Annotated in this window: 22 protein-coding genes; 3 read left to right on the forward strand and 19 right to left on the reverse strand. The window is 51.2% G+C overall.

Annotated elements, in window-relative coordinates; genetic code table 11:
• Positions 1-17 precede the first annotated feature (17 nt).
• The 10 genes from Q5741_RS15265 to nirB form a co-directional block, all read right to left on the reverse strand.
• Positions 18-485 carry a hypothetical protein gene (locus Q5741_RS15265; protein WP_305024972.1) on the reverse strand — a complete coding sequence of 156 codons (468 nt, stop codon included), beginning with the start codon at positions 483-485 and terminating at the stop codon, positions 18-20.
• A 65-nt stretch (positions 486-550) separates the two neighbouring features.
• Positions 551-1,852 (reverse strand): DUF1963 domain-containing protein, encoded by a 1,302-nt coding sequence (locus tag Q5741_RS15270; protein WP_305024973.1) that lies wholly within the window; start codon positions 1,850-1,852, stop codon positions 551-553.
• Positions 1,845-2,387: a hypothetical protein gene (locus Q5741_RS15275; RefSeq protein WP_305024974.1), complete on the reverse strand. Its 543-nt coding sequence runs from the start codon at positions 2,385-2,387 to the stop codon at positions 1,845-1,847. The genes Q5741_RS15270 and Q5741_RS15275 overlap by 8 nt, the downstream gene beginning before the upstream one ends.
• Before the next feature lie 4 nt (positions 2,388-2,391).
• The gene (locus tag Q5741_RS15280; RefSeq protein ID WP_305024975.1) at positions 2,392-3,060 is read right to left on the reverse strand and encodes a DUF2625 family protein; all 669 of its coding nucleotides are present in this window, start codon (positions 3,058-3,060) and stop codon (positions 2,392-2,394) included.
• Between the two features lie 368 nt (positions 3,061-3,428).
• Positions 3,429-3,596: an Hsp20 family protein gene (locus tag Q5741_RS21610; protein WP_345784163.1), complete on the reverse strand. Its 168-nt coding sequence runs from the start codon at positions 3,594-3,596 to the stop codon at positions 3,429-3,431.
• 178 nt (positions 3,597-3,774) lie between these two features.
• Positions 3,775-5,265: a hypothetical protein gene (locus tag Q5741_RS15290; protein ID WP_305024976.1), complete on the reverse strand. Its 1,491-nt coding sequence runs from the start codon at positions 5,263-5,265 to the stop codon at positions 3,775-3,777.
• Between the two features lie 133 nt (positions 5,266-5,398).
• Positions 5,399-6,181 carry a uroporphyrinogen-III C-methyltransferase gene (cobA, locus tag Q5741_RS15295; RefSeq protein WP_305024977.1) on the reverse strand — a complete coding sequence of 261 codons (783 nt, stop codon included), beginning with the start codon at positions 6,179-6,181 and terminating at the stop codon, positions 5,399-5,401.
• Positions 6,178-7,044 (reverse strand): formate/nitrite transporter family protein, encoded by an 867-nt coding sequence (locus Q5741_RS15300; protein WP_305024978.1) that lies wholly within the window; start codon positions 7,042-7,044, stop codon positions 6,178-6,180. Before Q5741_RS15300 ends, cobA begins: the two co-directional genes overlap by 4 nt.
• A 36-nt stretch (positions 7,045-7,080) precedes the next feature.
• Positions 7,081-7,413, reverse strand: coding sequence for a nitrite reductase small subunit NirD (nirD, locus tag Q5741_RS15305; RefSeq protein WP_305024979.1), 333 nt, complete (start codon positions 7,411-7,413; stop codon positions 7,081-7,083).
• 9 nt (positions 7,414-7,422) lie between these two features.
• Complete coding sequence (gene nirB / locus Q5741_RS15310) at positions 7,423-9,852, reverse strand: nitrite reductase large subunit NirB (RefSeq protein ID WP_305024980.1); 2,430 nt, start codon at positions 9,850-9,852, stop codon at positions 7,423-7,425.
• 298 nt (positions 9,853-10,150) lie between these two features.
• On the opposite strand from nirB, the gene Q5741_RS15315 reads away from it, so the two are divergent.
• Complete coding sequence (locus Q5741_RS15315; RefSeq protein ID WP_305024981.1) at positions 10,151-10,765, forward strand: ANTAR domain-containing response regulator; 615 nt, start codon at positions 10,151-10,153, stop codon at positions 10,763-10,765.
• A gap of 8 nt (positions 10,766-10,773) precedes the next feature.
• Positions 10,774-11,823 (forward strand): anthranilate phosphoribosyltransferase, encoded by a 1,050-nt coding sequence (locus Q5741_RS15320; RefSeq protein ID WP_305024982.1) that lies wholly within the window; start codon positions 10,774-10,776, stop codon positions 11,821-11,823.
• Positions 11,824-11,888: 65 nt separating this feature from the next.
• Here the strand turns inward: Q5741_RS15320 and Q5741_RS15325 are convergent, their stop codons facing one another.
• On the reverse strand, positions 11,889-12,338 hold the full coding sequence (locus tag Q5741_RS15325) for an Imm63 family immunity protein (protein WP_305024983.1): 450 nt from the start codon (positions 12,336-12,338) through the stop codon (positions 11,889-11,891).
• A gap of 183 nt (positions 12,339-12,521) precedes the next feature.
• Here Q5741_RS15325 and Q5741_RS15330 point away from each other — a divergent pair, with 183 nt between their 5' ends.
• Entirely contained in the window at positions 12,522-13,688 is a 1,167-nt protein-coding gene (locus tag Q5741_RS15330) for a hypothetical protein (protein WP_305024984.1), read from the forward strand.
• A 60-nt stretch (positions 13,689-13,748) separates the two neighbouring features.
• Here Q5741_RS15330 and rnhA read toward each other — a convergent pair whose 3' ends face one another.
• The 8 genes from rnhA to Q5741_RS15370 form a co-directional block, all read right to left on the reverse strand.
• A complete protein-coding gene (gene rnhA, locus Q5741_RS15335) occupies positions 13,749-14,420 on the reverse strand; it encodes a ribonuclease H (RefSeq protein WP_305024985.1) in 672 nt (223 codons plus the stop codon).
• 104 nt (positions 14,421-14,524) lie between these two features.
• Complete coding sequence (locus tag Q5741_RS15340) at positions 14,525-15,652, reverse strand: DUF4179 domain-containing protein (RefSeq protein ID WP_305024986.1); 1,128 nt, start codon at positions 15,650-15,652, stop codon at positions 14,525-14,527.
• Positions 15,645-16,190 (reverse strand): sigma-70 family RNA polymerase sigma factor, encoded by a 546-nt coding sequence (locus Q5741_RS15345; RefSeq protein WP_305024987.1) that lies wholly within the window; start codon positions 16,188-16,190, stop codon positions 15,645-15,647. The genes Q5741_RS15340 and Q5741_RS15345 overlap by 8 nt, the downstream gene beginning before the upstream one ends.
• 268 nt (positions 16,191-16,458) lie before the next feature.
• The gene (locus Q5741_RS15350) at positions 16,459-17,496 is read right to left on the reverse strand and encodes a leucine-rich repeat domain-containing protein (protein ID WP_305024988.1); all 1,038 of its coding nucleotides are present in this window, start codon (positions 17,494-17,496) and stop codon (positions 16,459-16,461) included.
• Between the two features lie 138 nt (positions 17,497-17,634).
• Positions 17,635-19,089 (reverse strand): CAP domain-containing protein, encoded by a 1,455-nt coding sequence (locus Q5741_RS15355; RefSeq protein WP_305024989.1) that lies wholly within the window; start codon positions 19,087-19,089, stop codon positions 17,635-17,637.
• Positions 19,090-19,166: 77 nt separating this feature from the next.
• Positions 19,167-19,403 (reverse strand): hypothetical protein, encoded by a 237-nt coding sequence (locus tag Q5741_RS15360; RefSeq protein ID WP_305024990.1) that lies wholly within the window; start codon positions 19,401-19,403, stop codon positions 19,167-19,169.
• A gap of 132 nt (positions 19,404-19,535) precedes the next feature.
• A complete protein-coding gene (locus tag Q5741_RS15365; protein ID WP_305024991.1) occupies positions 19,536-20,717 on the reverse strand; it encodes a DUF4272 domain-containing protein in 1,182 nt (393 codons plus the stop codon).
• A gap of 96 nt (positions 20,718-20,813) precedes the next feature.
• The gene (locus tag Q5741_RS15370) at positions 20,814-21,488 is read right to left on the reverse strand and encodes a hypothetical protein (protein ID WP_305024992.1); all 675 of its coding nucleotides are present in this window, start codon (positions 21,486-21,488) and stop codon (positions 20,814-20,816) included.
• Positions 21,489-21,503: the final 15 nt, after the last annotated feature.

Genomic DNA, 21,503 nt, shown 5'->3' on the forward strand with positions numbered 1-21,503 from the left:
AGTTCTGGATTACATGGTTATTCCCCGTAGTTCCATACGATTGCGGTCGACCCCGAGCGCGGATCCTGGTAAGAAATGATGGCTCCCCAATCCAGCTTGAACTCCATATAAGGATAAGGCTTCTCCCACTGATCATCTGGTTTCCGGGACAAGGCCTTTTCAAGCAGTCTGCGATGCTTCTCATACCTTCTGCGTTCCCCCTCCACAGTCCAGTTATCCCATGAAGTCGGATACGCTTCACCCTGAACGGAGAGTTCCAGAGCATACAGCCTGCCGCCATGAAAACAAACGGAGACGAAAAATTTCTCCCTCAGGAGCGGCACTTCGTCGAGGTGATGCCATTCATATCCGTTCCCCATGGAGCGGGTGGAATGGAAATAACGAGTGTACCAAGCGGAGGCCGTCAGCTCCTCTTCAGTCAATTCTGCATACACCACCCGCTCGCCTTCTACAACCAGTTCACCCGATGCCCAGCCGGTATTCATTATCATTTCACCCCCTTTATCGTTCCCTTCACATCTCCGCAGCACCAGATGCCTGCAAATCAGGATCAGCTCTGCTGGTAACAGGTTGCGGTCATCCTGTCCTTCGGACAATAGAACATGTAGAAAATTCCGTCGCCATACACTTCTATATCCTCACCATCCAGCTGCCCGATGAACAGCATGCTCCTGGAACAGCAGGGACAGAGCGGATAAGCCGCGTCCTGCACCCAGCCGGGGTGACCGCCAAGCTGAGAACCCGATTGCGACAAGGCCCATACAGCTGCAAAATAAGGCGAGCGCGGTACGGAGGACAAGGACAGCTGTGGAAGACGAATTCCGTCGCCATCAGATTCTTCCTCCCAATCCGGCAGATAGTCAGGCTCATGATTATACGGGCTCCAGTGCGGCATCCCCTGCTCGTCAAGCTCCATAAAGATATCACTGTACCCGCCGCAGCGCTCACAGGTCTGGATACACAGCCTTCCTTCCAGTCCAAGCCCGGATAAGGACGAGTGTGCCCCGTCCACGTCCATCAGCAGAACCAGACTCCCATGGCACCATGGACAGACCTGATCCGACGGCTGCAGAAATCCGGGTCCAACTGGCTCCTCAGCGTCACGCACAGCCTCTGCCGTCAGGTCCTTCTCCACAACAATCCCATAGCTTGCCGGGGATACCAGCTCTCTTCGGCCTCCACCCTCATCCAGTTCCCATCCTGCCTCCCGGGTGTATGCTTCCGGAAGCACATACAGCTGTTTGGCCCAGGCAGGAGCCTGACGACGCCACTCCTGAAATTGGTTCACTACCGCCTCATCACCAATCCAGCCCAGAGCCAGCAGAAGAAGATTGCGGTTCTCCTCGTCACGTTCAAGCTGCCCGAGCAGCTGGTCCCGCACCTCGGGTGGAGCGTCCTTATACATCATTCCGGGATCATATATCCTCCGCTCCATGAGCTGTGGCAGCACGTCGCTGATTTCATCATTTCTCCAGCAGACAAGGGCAGTCAGTATATCTATTGCGGTGTCCTTCTCACCCTCTGCAAGCAGCTTCAGTGCATATTCCTTCATCCGCCGGGCATCGCCAACCGAGAGCTCTTGGTAGAGCTCCTCCCGCTTCTTCGGATAGGGGACATATCGAATAAGGGGGTCGCGGACCTGCTTGGCATAGCCAATTTGCAGAATCTCTACAGGATCTGTCACGTTCTCATACAAATTGACCGTCCGGCGATGCTTCTCAATATAGGCCTGCCGTTCCTGTCTTTCCCTTTCCTGAACACAAGGCATACAATAGCCGCCCGTTCTCGCCGCAGTAGCCGGCAGAATGGTCGATGTGCAGCCTTCCATCCGGCAAGGAACACGTTCAGTCATGACCTGACTCACCCTCTTTCTCTTCATATTGATTCTTCAGAATTTGCGCGTGATCCAGGAGCACCCAATGGTTCACTTCATCATACCCGGTGACCTCTGCCTGAACGATGTGCCGCGGATACATCCATGCTTCTGAAGCGGAGGCGGACAGTGAGGAGGTATTTGCCAATCCGACGGCACCTTCCTCCAGCAGGTTCACCAGTGTGCCCTGAGGATAAAAGCATTCAATATAGCCTTCAACCGCTGTACCAACCGGAAACTTTTTCTGTATTTCCTTCCATTGACTTCCGTGCTTCTGCAGCTGCCTGTGCCACATTCCTTCGAATTCCTCACGGCTAATTTCCTCATAATAAGGCTCCTCCGGATTCAGCGGATGCTCTGCCAGCACAAAGTGAGCAGCTCCGTGCTTCCGGTTTGATGTTATCGAGCTGCCATCCGACCCCAGTACGATCTGCCGGAAGGCAGTTCCGCCCGCATCAATCTCGAAGTACCAAGTCCCCATCCCCGGCTCCGGAATATCTCTCAGATAACGCATGAATTTACTCCTGCGGGCGGGACTGGCCTGAGGTCTGATTCCAGGCTTCCAGCACTGAGATGGGCGCATGGCTGCTGAGTTCCCCGCCGCCTTCGGCCGTCCACAGCGGCGGATAATAACCCCATACTTCTCCAGTTTCCAGCTTTTCAGTATCCTCCTGCCAACCTGCCCAGCGAAAGGTCTGATAGAACAAATCCAGATCACCGTGTGCGAGCCAGTTCACAAAGCCGGAGTACGCCAGTTCGGTGGATTCCCATTCCAGCGTATCCGGTGCAAAATAATAGACATATCCGTCCTGGCCGAACCTGCCTGTATTTAACGCAAAGAATCCACCAGCGGCATCATAGGCAACGACAAGCAGGTCCGGGTACGCAGCCAGATCCGTCTGTGTGCCAAGACCATTCCAGGAAGCCAGACTTCCGCTGACCTCCGAATGTCCAGCCCCCAGCACGGTCACCCAGCCGTGATCCAGGCGAATACCGCCGGTCTCATAGGCAATGGCGCCCAGATACGAACGGGTCGAGACCTGTAAGGCAGACAGCGTGCCGGCTGCTGCATCACGATCAGCTGGTAACAGGGTGTATGCATGGCTGCCGCTGCTTAGCAATTCCTTAATTTCTTCCCAAGCCGGATTCTCCCGGTCAATGAGCTGCTCCAATGGTAACTTAGGCATTCGTACTCTACCTCCTGCGATTCGTAAAATGGGTAAGGATAGAATCCTCACAAATGACGATGTAACATGAATGATAGTATACAATAATAAAACAACTCTATTAAAAAATCTGGAAGGTTCTGTATGTATACTATCATAATTGCTGATACCGATGCCCGGATGCACAGACGGCTTAAGAACTTCCTCATCACAGGCATGCTCAGGAACCCAAAGCTTCAGTCTGCCGTAAGACAAGCTCACCCATTTCGGATGCCGTACGGCAAGGGGCCAGAGCCACTGTGAACGTTCGAAAGTCCCTTTGTAAAAATGAGAGCCTGTGCATATGCACAGGCTCTCCTCTTCACTTATTTGTCTATTCTACACAGCGATCAGTCAATTTGAATCTGTCTGCGGGAAGTATCTTCCCCGCGGCGTTTCGGAATTTCCAGCTTCATAACCCCGTTTTCCGGCTTGGCGGTAATCCTGTTCCCGTCGATATTCTCGATATAGAAGTGAGAGGGAATCAGATCACCTATGAAAATCAGTCCATTTGCTATTTAATGAATAATTATGATTGCAGCTTATTTACAGTTCCTCTTGTAGCTTTCCATTTTTAGGGATTCAAAGCCCGAAACTGGACTGTATTTATTTATTTTGGCGGTATCATAATTTTAAAAAGGGTTTGCTCTCTTTTATTTCGACCTTTTTTGACTTTGTCTGACTAACCATCAATAATCACTTTGTACCATCTAAACTGGATTGTTCTAAATGTCGTTTAAGCATTTTTGTTAATTTTCGAGCACCAGCTTTGTTGAGATGTGTAGAATCGTAAAAATCCTGATCAGTAAACCATTCAGATTCAAAATAATTCAAGATATCTATATCAAACTCATTCCTCATATCTTCCATGTAATTGTCAAAGTCTCTTTTTATTCTTGAAGGAAAATACGGGTGGTAGTAACGGCTTACAGGGCAGATCACAACAATCGGCTTAATATTATTCTCAATAAGCATATTGATATATTTTTTCAATATTTTCTTGTTATCTCCTACAGTTTCAGGATAATCTTTATTCCCATCCCTCTCCGCTTCTTGCCGTCCACTATTTCTATGTTCTTCATTCATAATGCCGTTTGTGAGCGTTTCCCACTTACTCTCTGCCATTGATTTCAGGGTATCGAAAATCCTCAACAAATAGGGTTCAACGAATAGTTCTGCAGCCAAAGCTTCAAACTCGTTATACTTTTGAATTTTATTCTCTTTGTCCTCCAGATTACTAATGGTTTTAAAGAATGGGTAGTAATAATAAGCTCTATTTTTGAACTTGCTTCTGGAAAGATCATACTCCAAACTGTAGTAACTCAAGCCAATGATGGCCCATTTTATTGGTTTCCCTTTTTTATGATAACTCACTATTTCTTCTGCCCACTGGAAATCATAAAACAAATCCTGGCTCGATACGGCTAAGTTCAGTGTTTGATAAGGGAGTTCATTCACATCAATGCCTACCTCAGTATAGGATATTCCCGTTATAAAGCTATCTATCTGTTTTTGTTTGCCATATAAAGAATTATAGGCTCTATATAGTTCAAAATCATAGTGATTGGATACAAACTCATACAAATTAAGCATTTTAATATCATCTTGCATGCTTTCGATTTTATAGTTGTCTGTGATAATCAAATATTCATATGAAAGATACGATACATCTTCAAATTCTAATATGGGAATTCCAGCCAAATATTTGCCGGTCAACTCGTTCTGTTCTGATATATAAGCGAGAATCTTCCGATTACGTGGATTTATGTAACTATTCAAATTGCTGGATAGCAGATTTACCCCAACAACGATCACTTTTTTTGTTCCACTGACTTGATAGCTATAGGCGTTGAAATTTTGACGTAGAATTTTATAATGGTAAAGCAATTGACCGTATATCTCTATAATCTCTTTATCATTATTACAGTTATAGGCTGAAATCAAAAACTCAAATAAATCAAATACCTTGTATATATTCTGAATAACAACCTCAGAAGGATGCATCGTTAATATGGGTTCGAGTTCCTGATTGAACTTTACTAACTCATCAATCATTACATTTATATTCGATGTAACAGCTTCACTGAATAGATTTTCTTCCAATATTGAAACAGAAGTTCTCATTACCTTCTCAATCTTCGCTAATTTAATTTCCACATTAAATAATGTTTCTGTCTCGTAGATCATAAATTATCTCCCTGTAAGCTCATTTTCCGTTTACCGTTTTATCGGTATAGCTGACATATAACATGAGAGCATACAAAAAACCTGCGTCTCCGCAGGTTCTCTAAGCTCCCTTAAATTCTCATCAACACCATCATCAGCTGATCTGTACCGCGTGCTGTATCCGGAAATCTTCGCACCTTGCCAGCAGCTCTTCACGTACCTGGACGACCTCACCAATTACAATCAGCGCCGGGTTTTTGATCTTCGCCGCCAGAGCCAGCTTCTCCAGCTGATCCAGCGTGCCGGTCACCACACGTTCGCGGTTCGTTGTGCTCCACTCCACGATTGCCGCCGGCATATCTGCGCGCTTCCCGTGCAGCAGCAGCTGAGCCCGTATCGTCCCGATCTGCCTCATTCCCATATAGATCACAAGGGTATCTACTGCGTGTGCAAGCAGATCCCAGCGGACCGGTGACTCGGAATCATTACACCGGCTGCCAGCAACCATGGCGCAGGAGCCTGCCATACCGCGGTGAGTCAGCGGAATACCGGTGCTAGCCGCCATCCCAGAGGCTGACGTTATCCCTGGTATAATCTCATAAGCGATACCTGCTTCGGCGAGTGCGAGGGCCTCCTCGCCCCCGCGGCCGAAGACCAGCGGGTCGCCTCCTTTCAGCCTTACCACTTGCTTTCCCGCGCCAGCCCACTGGATTAACAGCTTGTTAATCTCCTCCTGTAGCATGGCATGCTGACCCGGTGCTTTGCCGCAATAGATTCTGACTGCCTCTTGCGGGGCAGCCTGCTGCAGAAGCTCCTCATTCACCAGCCTGTCATAGACCAGAACATCCGCGGAATGAATCCGCCGCAGAGCCTTAACCGTAATCAGCTCGGGATCTCCTGGTCCCGCCCCCACGATGGACACCCGGCCAGCCATCATCGCTGCTCCTCCGGGACCACTTCGAGGTTGAGCTCACGTACATGCAGCCCTCCCGCTTCCGCGGTTCTGCCTTTCCTGGCAAATCCGCGCTGTGAGACATAGAATAGAATCCCTGTGAATAAAGCGCCGCCGATAAAATTCCCGATAAGCACCGGCACCTGATTCCACAGCCACCAGTCTCCCCAGGTGACAGAGGCTCCGAGCAGGATTCCAGCCGGAATGACAAACATGTTCACAACAGCGTGTTCAAAGCCCTGTGCGAAGAACGTAATGACCGGCAGGGACATCGCCGCAATTTTGCCCAGCGTCGACTTGGAGGTCATCGCCATCACAACACCCAGCGTAACCAGCCAGTTGCACAGCACCGCCTTGATGATCACCAGCCCCATGCCTGCGGCACCGAGCTGCCGGTAAGCATTTGTCTTCGTTTCGCTCGCACTGATGATCGTCTGAATCAGCGGGCTGCTCATATCCGTGCCCATCTTGGTCAGCGTCAACCCGTACAGCGCGGCGTAAACCCCGCATCCCAGCAGGTGCCCGAGGATGACCCATACAAAGTTGTGAATCATACGCGCGGTGGTCGCCCTCCTCTCCAAGAGAGCGAGCGGAATCAGGGCAAAGCTTCCCGTCACCAGCTCCAGCCCCAGCAGAATGATCATAATAAAGCCAACCGGGAAAATGATCGCGCCTGCCAGTGGCACATGAGTCTGCGCTGCTGCCGTGTAAGCCAGTGTGGTTGCACAGGCCAGAATAGCTCCAGCCAAAGCTCCCCGGACAATAAGCTGGGAATGGGATAACTCGGCTTTACTTTGCCCGGATGCAATCATGTTTTCGAGAACTTCTGCAGGTTTGACATAATCCATATTTATTCCTCCTGTTCAAGCTGCTTTATTTAGGGGTCAGGCATACTGCAGGGTAAGATAAATGAGACCGCGTTCCGCGTCAATTGCTACGGGAAACGTACGGACGCACCCGGTATCCGGGTCTTGCACACGGCCGCTGACCAGATCAATGCGCCAGTCGTGCAGCGGACAATGCACTTTCGTTCCGCATACCATCCCTTCGGAGAGCAGCCCTCCTTTATGCGGGCATTTATTCTCGACGGCCAAAATCTGGCCATCTGACAAACGGAACAGCGCAATCTCCAGCTCATCCACTCTGATCGTGCGCGAACCTTTGCGGTCAACATCAGCCACTTCACCCACCAGCACTTTTCTCGTATGCATCGTCATTCCCCCCGGTTATTGTTCGACTTTGGCGCCGGACAGGCTTTCAAAATTTTTACGCAGCTCCGGCTCTTCAATGATCTGCTTCCATGGGTCGGTGGTCACCGCCAGTGCAGCCTGGATGCGGGATTGCAGTGCCAGCCGCTCTTCATGGCTCTCCAGCGCCTGCTTGATGCTCCCCAGTCCAACACGTTCCACCCAATTCGATGTCCGCTCATTCCAATTCGCATGCTCCCGGTAATACTGAAGAAAGGCACTGGCCCACTCGACCACTTCATCTTCTGTCTTGACCACACACAGCAGATCTGTCGCCCGGACATGAACGCCGCCGTTGCCGCCGATATGCAGCTCCCAGCCGCCGTCGATCGCCACGATACCAAAGTCCTTGATCGTCGCCTCCGCACAGTTCCGTGGACAGCCCGATACTGCCAGCTTGACCTTCGACGGGGTGTTCAGCCGTTCAAATTCCTTCTCCAGCCGGATCCCCATCCCAATCGCATCCTGGGTTCCGAATCGGCAGAACGTATTGCCCACGCATGTTTTGACTGTGCGGAGCGTTTTGCCATAGGCATGGCCTGAAGGCATATCGAGCGCTTCCCAGATCTTCGGCAGGTTTTCCTTCCGGATGCCGAGCAAATCAAGCCGTTGACCACCGGTAAACTTCACCAGCGGAACTTCGAACTGCTCCGCAACCTCTGCGATTTTCTTCAGCTCCGCCGGTGAAGTGACTCCGCCATAAATGCGTGGAACGACCGAGTAGGTACCGTCCTTCTGGATGTTGGCATGAAAGCGCTCGTTAGTAATACGGGATTCTTTCTCATCCACATACTCTTCCGGCCACAGCATACCCAGATAATAGTTCAGCGCCGGCCGGCATTTCGTACAGCCTTCCTCGGTGTCCCAGCCCAGGACATTCATCACTTCCTTCACAGACATCAGGCGCATCCGCTTCATTTCCTCCACAATCTCATCCCGGGTCAGCGTCGTGCATCCGCAGATGCCCTCTTTAGCTGAAACCGCCTTGTCTCCGGCGTACAGCTGCAGAAGCCCTTCTACCTGGGGCTTGCAGCCGCCGCATGAAGCCGATGCCTTGGTGCAGGCCTTGATTTGTCCCACGCTGGTACAGTCCTTCTCCTGTATAGCTTCCAGGATCGTTCCCTTGGACACCCCGTTGCAGCCGCAGACGATTTCTTCATTCGACATTTGCATCAGTCTGTTGTTACCTGATGAGATATTGCGAGCGTCTGACGGGATCCCGAGGAGAAGCTCTTTCTCCCTGCCTTTGATCGATTCACCGCTCTTGATGATGGAAAACAGCTCCGCTCCGTCATCAATATCCCCGAACAGCACAGCACCCGCGAGGCGATCCTCATGAATGACCAGCTTCTTATATACACCGCTGATTTCATCCTGAAATTTGAGTACCCGGGTTCCTTCCTGCTCGATAAACGTCCCGGCTGAGAAGACGTCCACTCCCGATACCTTCAGCTTCGTTGAGGTTACAGAACCGTGATAGCCGTCCGTCGGTGCGCCTGCAAGCCGCTTGGCCAGCACGGCCCCTTGCTCGTACAGGGGAGCCACCAGGCCATAGGAGATCCCCCGGTGTTCGGCACATTCACCCAATGCATAGACACCGGGAATGTTCGTCTCCATATTATCGTTCACCACGATCCCGCGGTTCACTTCAATGCCTGCTCCACGCGCCAGTTCGGTGTTCGGCTTAATTCCTACCGCCATCACGATCAGATCGGTATCGATCGTCTCGCCGCCCGAGAAGCGCAGCCCTTTCACGCGCTTACGCCCCAGAATACTCTCCGAGCTGCGGGATAACAGAAATTTCATGCCCTGGGCTTCGAGCTCGGACTGCAGCATGCGGGAAGCAGCTTCATCCAGCTGACGGTCCATCAGATAAGGGTGAATGTGTATGACGGATACCTCCATTCCCAGATGCAGCAGTCCCCTTGCGGCCTCAAGCCCCAGCAGACCGCCGCCGATGACTGCTGCTTTGCGATAAGACCGGGAGGTCTCCATCATCATCTGACAGTCCTGGATGCTGCGGAAGGCGATAACCCCTTCCTTATCCGCTCCAGGCAGGGGCAGCATGAACGGATTGGAGCCTGTCGCCAGGATCAGCTTATCGTACTCCACAACGGCTCCCTTATCGGAATAGACTTTGCGGCGTTCGGTATCCAGCCGGGTAACCGTATGTCCAAGATGAAGCTGAATATGGTTGCCGGCATACCAGTCCAGATCATTCAGCACAATATCATTCAGATCAGCTCCGCCTGCAAGGACAGATGACAGCATGATCCGGTTGTAGTTTGGATGCGGCTCCGAACCAAATATCGTGATTTCATATTGATCAGGGGCAAGCTTCAGCAGATGCTCCAAGGCACGCAGCCCCGCCATCCCATTACCGACCAGTACCAGTTTCTGTTTATTCATCTCTGTGTCTCTCCCTCCGTAATCTCACCTTTACCTTGGTACCTAGAACCCGGGAACAGAAAAAGCCCGCTTCAATTCACAGGAAACATACGGCTTCCATGTAAAATGAAACAGGCTTCGTTGCCTAATCCGAATACGCCATTGTATTCGTTCATGATTATTTATACCTGACTATACACTGCGCACCAACGATACGTCAATATATATAACATACAAAATTTTTATTATAAAAAAACTCACGATTTCCGATTTTTGTGTTATATAATATTACATAAATCAGCCAAAGGAGCTCTGGACGATGCACTCTCTATTAGTCATCAAAAGCGAAATGTTCACTTTTGACAACCATTCACCGAAGTGTGCGGCGCCGCCCGCGCCGGAGCATATCCTGCGCTTGAGCGGTTATCAGACAGAAGCCGCCGTAACCTTGGAGCAGGCTTCCCTGCCCCTTCAGGATGCGGATGCCTTCGTGCTGTATGTACCGATCAGTGAATACACCGATTGGCGGAACCGGCTAACTGCACGCAAGGCAGCCCCTGTGCTGTGGTGGTGCTGTGAAGAAACGTCCAGCCAATCTGCTGCCGCCTGTGAAGATGACGTGCTGCCGGATGGAATTTTGTCTCCTTCCATGACCGAGCTGGAAATTCACTGGTCACTTCATTTCAGCTCCAGACATTTTCTTGCCAGTCAGCATTGGAAGACGGAACGGGAGCAGCTGCAGGCACGAATTGAAGAACGCAAGTGGATTGATATGGCGAAGGAGATTCTCTCCAAGCTGAGAGGCATTTCCGAGTCCGAGGCCTATGATCACCTGCGCAAGCAGGCAATGAATGAACGCAAACGCATCGTGGATGTGGCTACTTCCATCGTCAAGGCCTATCAGCTGCTGCATAAATCCTCATTGAAAGGGTGATCCCGCTTATGATTCATTTACTTAAAGAAGTAGCCCGAGGCAAGCGCGGAGCCCGGGACCTGTCATATGACGAAGCGCTGTCCGCCGCAGAACTCATTCTGACCGGTACAGCTACACCGGCCCAGACCGGGGCATTCCTGGCTGCAGAACGTCTCAAGGAGGAATCGCTGGATGAACTTCAGGCTTTCGTACAGGTATGCCGCCGTTATGCGCGCCGTGAGCGCATTTTTCCTGACGGTCTGGACTGCGCAAGCCCATATGACGGACGCCGCAAAACCTTTATGGCCACCTTCCCGGCAGCTTTCCTGTTATCCGCGGCCGGACAGCCCGTCACACTCCATGGCTGTGCCTCACTGCCGCCCAAGCGGGGCATTGTGCTGCAGGATCTGTTCACTGAGGCAGGCATGAGCATGAAGGAGCTGACCCGTGAAGACTTTATTAAAGCTGCCCGTGAAAGCGGGGTGCTGTATGCCGATTCCGAGCAGTGGTGCCCGCCGCTGCAGCAGATTCGTCCGCTGCGTGAGGAGCTCGACATGCGGACGATCTTCAACACGGTGGAGAAGCTTGTAGATTACGGGCATTCCTCTTCGATCGTGTTCGGCATTTTCCATGGTACGGTGTTTGACCGTCTCTCCCGTCTACTCGTTCAGCTCGGCTACCGGAACGCTTTGATCATTCAGGGACAGGAAGGATCGGAAGATCTGCATATCCATCGGCCGACCCGGATGTACAGCGTAAACGATGGGACGGCCTCCTTAACAACCGTTGATCCCGAACTGCTGGGACTGGAAACGGCCGTGCCTGAAATAGAATGGACGGCAGAGCTGCAGCTGCGCACAGCCGAGGAGGTGCTGCAGGGCGGCGGACATATGGCCTTCTATAATCAGACCCTGCTGAACAGCGCGGTCCGCCTGCAGTTGACAGGTGCCGTCGACTCGGTTGAGGAGGGTGTGTACACATGTAAAAGCCTGCTCGACAGCGGGGCAGCCTGGCAGACCTACCAAGCATGGCGGCATTCGCTTCTGGCGCCGGCCGGCTCGGGTTATGATACCAGGTAGCGGCAGATCAACAGACCCCCCCTCCTTTTTCTGTGACGGAAAAAGGAGGTTTTCTATTTGCAAGCCTATTCCATCTCTTTCTTCCCTCTGTACATGTTCCAATATTCTTCTCCGATATCCCGAAAGGCCTCTTCGATCAGCTCTCCCCATTCTGCCATCAGCTCATCCGTATAGTTAAGATGTCTATCCCTGTTATCCACCTGATACCTGTCCAGCAGTGCCTTATGTGTCATTGTCTGAATGGCGTCAAAGAGAACCCGGTACACAACGTGTTCCATCGGGCAGCCCCGCTCCCGTTTGAAGATAATGCCCCGTTCGTACTCCTCTATGGTATAGCCGCGAGGCCCTTCCCCGATATATGCCTTAAAATCATCATGAAAAGGATGATCAGACGCATTCGCAAACGCATCTACCACCAGCTGCTCATCTCCCGGTTTATAGATGTTGATGCGAAGCAGCAGGTCAATTATCGTATTTTTGAGACTGTTCAGATCCGGATTGTGTTTCAGGCTCATCCTCTCCTTGCCGTTACTCGTTTCCTATTCGATGTAATCCTGTTCGATGTAATCCTGTTCGATGTAATCCTGTTCGATGTAATTGGTATAAATATATCTTGTAAAATAATAACTTATATCCATAATAGCACGTCTATTTCATAGGAGGCTTTTCCAGCCTCATCTATCCAACTCGGAATAGAGGTGAAGTCCATGATCTCACGTACCGCCCGAATAGCTGTATCCCTGCTCCTGGTCTGTTCAAGCGGGTTGGCAGGCTGTAGTTCTTCATCAGACCCGGCGCAGCCGGACACCGTATTACGGAGCGATCATACTGCGGCAGCAAATCCGGCTTCGAGCACTCATCCCCAGGATGCCAAGAAAGCAGTCACCACAGGTAGAGACCAAGAAGCGGTAAGCTCCCTTGCTCCCCGGGAAGACTTTTACGGCGTCCGCCTGGTCCAGAAAAACGGGAGTGTTGTAACCGAATGGCCTTCCCCTTCTTATATCATGTACCAGCCGGTCTGGAACCGGTACAGCGGCAGTGATCCGCAAATGCTGGTCTACAGCTCGGACGGGAAGCCGCCTTCTATTCTGCTGCCTGACGGTACGACTTCAGCACTGGCCGAACCCCGGTGGGCCAAGGCCAAGAAGGATTTCGGCAATGACTATGGGCAGAACGTTCAGTACGCCGACCGGATCGTTGACAACCAAACCTTTGCGGTCAAAGGGAATCGTACGCTGTACAAGGTCAATCTGACAACCAGCGAGACCGTCAAACTGTATGAATCGAAGAACCCGATATATGGCGTAGCCGCTTCACCGGATAACAGCCGGGTCGCGCTGCTCGTTGCGTCAGACTCCTTTCTGGGGCCCGACGCCGATCTTATCGTACTGGACGAGGCTGGCCGCAAGCAGTACAGCAAAGCACGGGCCAGCTATCTCTCACACAGCGACGGTCTCCTGTACATTTACCCGTTCAGCTGGAAGGATAATGCAACCGTTGCCGTCCCGGTGGACGGATACAAGGAGAATCGCAGCAGAGGCAAAGATTATATCCAGGTGGACCGTAATGAGACGTTCTATCAGGCGGATGAGCAGCTGCCGGTCGAAGTCAAGCGCCTGCTCCTTCAGCAGGCCAAAATCGAACGGGCTGAGGACATTAGCCGGTTTATTAAGTTCACAGATTCCTCGTCTACCCTGTATGCCGTGCAGCTGGTGAACGAGGAGATCTGGATCATCCATCCTCAATCTGTTACCCAAACGGTGATACTGGCCGGGCACGGTATGCCGCTGCGCTGGACCCGGGAGAAAGAGCTTTTCATTGGCACGAAACGTTCAATGGACCCTTCCTATTACATCGGGTCCTAGCTGCATACGCCAAAAGCCTGTACGCATCGTATCCATGCGTACAGGCTTTTTCGACTCTTATTATTTTCTGCCGTAATCGGCCTTGATCTCGCCCCACTGCCGGGTCTGCCACTTCAGCACTTTATTGGGATACGTATTGTTCTGCAGCCATCGCTCAGCCCGGTCAATCATCAGCCAGATCTCTTCTGTCGACGGGTCTCTTGGCAGTGTCGTTGCTACCTTCTTCTGCTTCAGCCATTTCATGGCATTGACCGAATCGCTGTAGACGGTCTTGCTGCTGCCCTGCTGCTTCAGATAAGCCAAAGCATGAACAATGGCGAGGAACTCACCGAGATTATTGGTTCCTTTGGATATCGGGCCGCAGGAGAAGATCGTCTCGCCCGTACGGGTGTCCACCCCTTTGTATTCAACCGGCCCCGGGTTTCCGCGTGTGCCTACATCGACCGAAATGCTGTCATAATCAATCTCGGCCGATGTCTCTACGGCAGCGCTTCGTCCGGAATAACTGCTCCCGGACTTGCTGCCGCTTCGGGCTCCTCCGCTGCCAGCAGCGCCGGTTCCCCAATTCCCTTTCCAGCCCGCTCGATAAGCTTCTTCTGCAGCTGCCCGGGATTCATAAGATTTGTATTTGGCTCCCGTGTAATGATCGGTCTGGGCTTTACATTCCGCCCATGTATTGTAAATGCCCGGCTGCTTGCCTTCCCAGACGACGTAAAATTTTGACTTTGCCATGCGTACGCTCCTTTATCCGTTCCTGATCTTGAATAGTCCATGCCATGTTTTATCAGTATAACAATCATTGCGGTGAATAGGAACGGGAAGCGGAACCGGGACAGTTACTTGATGGTCAGATTTTTCAGACCCGCGTCAGCTGCCCCCGGTTTCCGCACTTCAGGATACAGCTGCAGCACCAGGGAATCCGGGGAATCCAGGAAGTTGCTGCCGAATTGGTAGCTGTATCCTTTCTCTGTGTCAATACCGGAGACGGACGATAGCTCTGTCACATGCTCCTGTGTTTTTGCAACCAATTTTGCCGGGGTTAGCTTCGAAATCGTATCCTCTTTGATTTTCCAATCTCGATTCACTCTGGCGTCAAACTCAAACTTAACATTCATAACCAAAGGGGACAGCTCCACTTCAGCTAACTTAGCGGGATAACCGTTAAGCAAAAAGGATTGGGCCGGCTTCAGGATGACCGTTTTGTATTGCGTGAATTTGAGGGACAGATCAAAATTTACAATCATAGATTTGGAAAATTGGTATTTCCGGTTTTTCCAAAGTGCCGGATCGGTGGAGATACCTGAATCAACAGAAGACACACGGAATTCTGCCTTGAGCTGCTCCGGGAAAGGCTGGCTGCGGTCCAGCGGGATGGAGGTGATTCCGTACATCTTTTTGGACTCACCTAGACTTGACTTCACGCTCTGGGTCCCTCCCAGCCAACCTAACGTTTTTGAATTCTGCCGTTGGTTCACTTTCACAGAGGGAATGTCATAGATATCCTGGGTGGTATCGGTCTCACCCGTGTACAGTATAATCAGCCGATTCTCATCTGCAGTCACCGCATTCAGCGTAATCTGGTAGGCTCCTTCCTTCACGGTCTGATTGACCATCTGAATATAACCGTGTCTGATCGCCGACTCCAGCGTGTGCTGGTCAACCGCACGGGACATTACCTGCCGGAATGGAGCCAGCTGTCCCCAATCATCCGCCTGCTGCACGGCAGCCTGGATCGATGGCGAAGAGTTGAAATGCTGAACGCCGACCCATACCATGAACACGATTGCTGCCGTCACTACAACAGCCCCGAATTGAAGCCCGGCTGTCCGCAGCCGCTTCCGCCTTTTGCCCTGCTGCATCCCTCTCCACACCGCACCTGCCGCATCCAGCTCATTCAGGCTATCCTGTTCCTGCTTCATCTGCCGCGCGTCCGCCATTAATCTCTGCTCATCAGCATTACGCATAACCCCATTCCTCCCGGTTCTTCATCAAGGCCCTCAATTGCTTCAGCCCTTTATGCTGCCACGTTTTGACCGTCCCTTCCGGCTTGCCAAGAATGGCCGCAATATCCATCAGCGTCATGTCATTGTAATATTCCAATACAAGAACATGCCGGTATTTCGGTTTGATCTGCTGAAGGACCGCGTGTATTTCCATCCGGTCGTGACGGATCATCACCGGTGCCTCCATCATCTGCTGAAGCACATCCGGCGACTGCGGGACAGCACGCTTGCGGCGCCGCTGTTCATCGATGCAGACATAGATCAGAATACGGATGATCCACGGCTTGAACGCCTGTGGATTCCGAAGAGATCCGTATTTAATCCATGCCCTGCAGGTAGCCTCCTGGACAGCTTCCAACGCATCATCACGGCTGCGCAGATAGCTGTAGGCAATGTTCATAAGCGTATCCTTATGGGACATAACCATCTGGTAGAAGGTGGTTTCTGCTTCAGATTTGTGCAGTACAGAGCCTTTGCTTTCCATTTTGACACCAGCCATGCTTCACCTCTCTTTCTCTCTATAACTAAGACGGCAGAGCCGCCCAAACCGTTTTCCTTATTTAGGAATCGCCGTATCATAAATATCTGGGTATAGCCAGCTTAATCCTAGGAAGTATATCGCGGAAAATATAAACGGAATTCCGGTCCGGGAGCCGAACAAACTGAATGATTGGCTGGTTGATTGGAAAACACCAAAAAACCTGTCCCTTTCTCTGCCGAAGGCAAAAAAGCAGAAAGGCTTCCCCGCACCTTTGTTATATATCATTCTAATATAACGAATCCTGGGCTACCGTCACATACTTCAGCTGCTTCATACGGCGGAGAAAAGCCGGCTTCTGCTTGATCATGCCCATACCCAGATTCAGATAACGCAGACTTGTGAGCTTCTCCAGCTCAGGCGGCAGCGTTTGAATAGAAGTATACTGGATGGTAAGCTCCTCCAGTCTCTCCAATTCTCCAATTTCTGGCGGAATGCGGTTTAGAGAGATTTCCTCCTTCGGCTTCGGTTTCCAACCGGGTGCAGGACGGTTCGAGCTGGCACAGCAGATATTAAGCTTTTTCAGATTTTTCAGCTTCTGAATGGATGCCGGAATGGCTTCCAGTTCGGCAGACATGATGGTTAAACTCTCGAGCTTGGTCAATTCAAACAATCCTTCAGGCAAACGATAGACATCCTGCTCAAAAATCTCCAGCTCACGCAGCTCCGTAAGCTTACGAATACGGTCAGGCAGCTCTGTCAGCCCATGCCTGCTTATGTACAACCAATCCGTCTTATGTCTAATCGCATCATCCAGCAGACCATCCAGATTCCGGTGAGCCTTTAATTTCAGGAACAGCCCTGGTATCCGCTCCATCAGTTTCACTGCCTCGTCTTCGGTTACTTCCATGCCGTACATACGTTCATGCACAATGGAGTATAGATAGTCTCCACCGCCTTTTTTCACAAAACACAGGTCTTCAGGCAGGTTCGGATAAATCCAATCCGATAATCGGTCCGCCACCTGCTTCAGCAATTGACCGCTTTCCTCACAGCATCGGTACCAATAGTAGGTTCCAGCAGTATAAAAAGCATGGCTGCGGTAAGTCTCTCTTATTCGTGAAACATCCTCCTGATCATCGCCATCTATGACGATCTTTTTCTCCAGGTAAGGCTCCAGCCTGTTCAGCACGGCCCAATAGCGGCTCCGGTCTACGTCAGGTGCATCCCCGAATTTCTCCCCGAGCACAAAGTACTCCGAATGCTGAACCGCCACGTCAATAATCTGTTGATAAGCTTGACCCCTGGGGTCTGTATACAGTTGCACCAGCACTCATCCTTTCCTGTGTCATAATAAATAGGGCATATCACAAAATCAAAAAAACAGTCGGCTGGCTGGCCTATGCAGCATTCCGACTGTTTTCAACTGCTTTAATTTTGGTATTACCTCCGAAAGATTTCCCTTCTATTCAAAGTAATACGTAACATTCGAATTGCTGGCCGTAGGGATCATGTACATATAGTTTTGGCCGCTGATCTGCAAGTAGATGTTCAGATCGGACACATCCAGATTACGAACAGTGAGACTAAATCGACCCTCAGCATCCAGCGTTACATTCTCTGTCCGAATATATTTTTCTTCAGGTGAAGGACCATTAATCTGAAAAGAGAACTTTTGGTTAGCGTAAGCCGTGAGTGTTCCCCGTACCTTCAGCGTACGATCGGCCGTATACTCAAACTTCATCAGATGGTTATCCAGAACATCCTGGCCACCTTCATCCGGTTCATTAGGCTGTGTTCCAGGGTCCTGAGGATTTGCCCCAGGATTCTGTGGATCGGTTACAGGCTCCTGTGAAGAGGGATTAACCGTAAAGAAACGCGTCTGATATGAGATTTCTGCTTTGGAACCGTCCTTTTTTTTCAGACCTGTAATCCGGACATTGAACGTATCTCCCTCCTTTAGGGATTTCAGATTATCTGGGCGGAAAATGACCGCATAATTATAACCGTAACCATCTGTATTAACGTTAAAAAAGGCCTTGGAAGGGTCACTGCTATTCGAGTTTTCCGCTCCCAGAACCCAAGTCTTCTGATCGGCTGAACCGATAATTTCCACCTGAACATCTTTAGTTGAGGGTTTTGCGAAGACGTCTGGATTCAGCTGTGCGGACCAGGCTTGCGAAGCCTGAAATGCCTCAATAGGGAATGCTCCTTTGTTAGGGTACAGACTGTAATTATAGTTGGGCTTTCCTGAACGGCTGGTATCCATGACCTGCATGGTGCTGAAATGACTCGCATAGTTTTTGTTATCCCGGGATGCCATCCCGAAGCCGACCTTCTTCAGTTGAGGACTCAAAATCCAGCGGCGGTGACCAAGTGCAGCAATATTGCTCACGTCCGAATCATCCATGTAAGCTTCAATACTTTTGACGGCCAGATTGCCGGAGGCATTATAGGACGCGTAAAGGTTGGAACTGGAAGCCGATTTGGCACCTAGATCAAAGAAATCCTTGGGCATGTCTGCGGGGCGAGCCGGGAAATGAGTCAATTCCCCCGTAGAGACAACAACCGCGCCATGCTGAGCCTGACGATTGAGCTCAGGGTCCAGAACGAGATCTCCGTCCAAGCCGGAAAGATAGCGATAGAAGTTAGCTGCACGCAGAGCCTGTTCCAGAGATGTATCACTTACTACCCCAGCTACGTAAGGAGCCTTGGCGGAAGGAGCTTGTGTGAATGTGGCTGGCTGATCCTTGCCGCTCATCCATTGCGCCCATTTTTGGTTGATCTCTTGCTCGCTTCGTCCAGGCAGCTCACTGTCGACGGAGGCAGCCGATATCTGCTGCGTGCCGAGCAGCACAAACATCAGACTGACCAGCGGAAGCGTAAATAACCAGCGTATGTACCCTTTTGGATTAAACATGTTTCAATCTCCTTCTAATTGTAAAATGTAAATATTATGTATTCAATGTATTTTATCGACAAAAAAGGGATAATTGTTTAATCAATATAAGATATTGAACGGGAGTGCCCGAATATAAAATGAGACACCTGACAGATTGCAAATTTCTTCTCTTGGTAAGGCTCCAGCCTGTTCAGCACGGCCCAATAGCGGCTCCGGTCTACGTCAGGTGCATCCCCGAATTTCTCCCCGAGCACAAAGTACTCCGAATGCTGAACCGCCACGTCAATAACCTGTTGATAAGCTTGACCCCTCGGGTCTGTATACAGTTGCATTGGCATCTCCCCGTTCTTTTATCTTAAAAATACAATGTTAATACAAAAAGCCGGCCTTACGGCCGGCCAGGTGCATCAGTTAGATCAGGTACTTCAGGTACATCATCCTGCAGCGCCCCCTATCACAGCAGCTTAAGTATCCGTCCGGACTTCATCCCAATCCTGGCCCATATACCCTGCAAGCCAGTTCAGCGTACGGTGACGTTCATAGACCACACCGCTGTCCAGTCCGCCCGGTACGGGCTGTTCTCGAATACGGCTGTCCACACATATCCAGTCATACCGGTAGATCAGATCGACGGCGTCCAGAATCTCATCCGGACTGCGCAGATGCGAGGCGGCAGCAAAGGCTTCATAGCTGTCAAACTGCTGCAGCAGAGAGACTGCCCCCGCGACGTCACAGATCTGGTCTGGTGCGCCAAGTTCATCCACGTGGCCTAGAGCCCACAGCAGCACCCAGAATCCTTCATATCCCCACGAGTAACCAACCGCCTCCGTCGCGTCCGGCTGCTCATGGCCAATGAATTCCTGCTCTTTTGGTGAAAAAAAGCTGTCCGCTTCATACTGCCCGATCACCCGCTGAATGAGCTGACGCGTATCTTCAAGGCTCTCCCCGGCTCCGATACATTCACCTTTGAGTGCTGTAATGCAGAGCGCGATAGCGCGCCGGACCGTCTCTTCTTGCGAACGGATACCCGGAGCGGCTTCATCTCCCCACAGCGCAGGAAGATATTCGTTTACCGGGATACCCTGCTCCCGCAGCAGCGCTTCCGTATGTGCCTTGCGGCTCTTGCCGGACACACTGTCCTCCAGTTCCCCATGCAGGAAGCTGGAAGGCGCCGTCACCCGATAATCGTCCGCGTTCATGCGCCCCTGGGTATCCAGCAGCAGCGTTCCGTCCGGGGTGAGCAGTTCGCTGGATTCCCATAACATCAGACCATCCAGTTCCTGAATGATGCGGAGCAGCTCTGCGCGTACAGCATCGCTGATATCGGAATCCGATTCAATACCTATCACCATCTGCAGGGTGCTGATCTTGATCAGTACCTTCTCATGGAGTTTCGGATTCTCTGCCGGAATCTGACGGAAGAAGTTTTCCATCTCTTTGAGCATGGCGGCAAACTCCTCAGGATGTGTCTTGCTGGTCATGATGTTAAAGGTCTTAATTTTACGGTTGAGCCAGCTCCCGCTCTTGACCTGAATGCGGCACCCGTTTCCGCTGACGTCCATCTTGGCGTTCGGATAAATTGAACGAATCATTCCTTCGACCTGCCCCAGATCAAAGGTAGAGCTGTATAATGCACAATTCTTCATGTTGTAGCCCTCCCGTCTTCTCTAAGGTTGTACTCTCTTGCTGCAGGACCGCCTGCAGTGTCTGCGGCTACTGCATTCCATCATCGTCATCAAGGGCTAGTCCGGCTGCACCGGCCAGCCCATCACCTGAAGTTCGCGCATTGCGGCATCGGCATCACGCTCTGGATGAAGATCAGCAATCAGCTGTTCGTCTACCGCTTCACCGCCGAAAATCCGGCTGACGCTAACCAGCGGCAGATCATGTTCCAGACCATAATAGTCCTGCGCCCAATCGATATAATCCCGTGAGGTCTCCCCCAGATAACCAAACAAAAAGTCGGCTCCGCCAGCTTGTAATGCCTCCTGCTCATCTAAATCCCGGAGTGTACCGCACAGCCAGGCATGATCTTCAACACGCCTCCACAGACAAAATGTTACATCTTCTCCTCCCAGCTCATCCGAATGCTGCTGGAGCAGCCGGAACAGGGAATCCGGCATTCCGTCATACATGCCCGGCCAGATGCAGCCATCCTTCTGCACGTGCGGGCTGAGTGAGGACTCATGGTCGAATCCTTGGATAATCGTGCCTATTTCGCTAAATAGGACAAACATCTGATCTCCTGCACCGTTATCGATGCACGCCAGCTCCAGACCAGGCTGCCAGGCTGCATCATATCGGTGTACCCGCAGCCAGTCCTCGTCACAGAGCAGAATATCGAGTGCCGCCAGTTTGCGCATACGTACTTTCAGGTCTGCCGGATTCGGCAGATTTAGACCTTGCCAAGCCGTCATCATTCCTTCCCTCCA

The sequence above is a fragment of the Paenibacillus lacisoli genome (genome assembly GCF_030580655.1).
GTDB classification, from domain to species: domain Bacteria; phylum Bacillota; class Bacilli; order Paenibacillales; family Paenibacillaceae; genus Paenibacillus; species Paenibacillus lacisoli.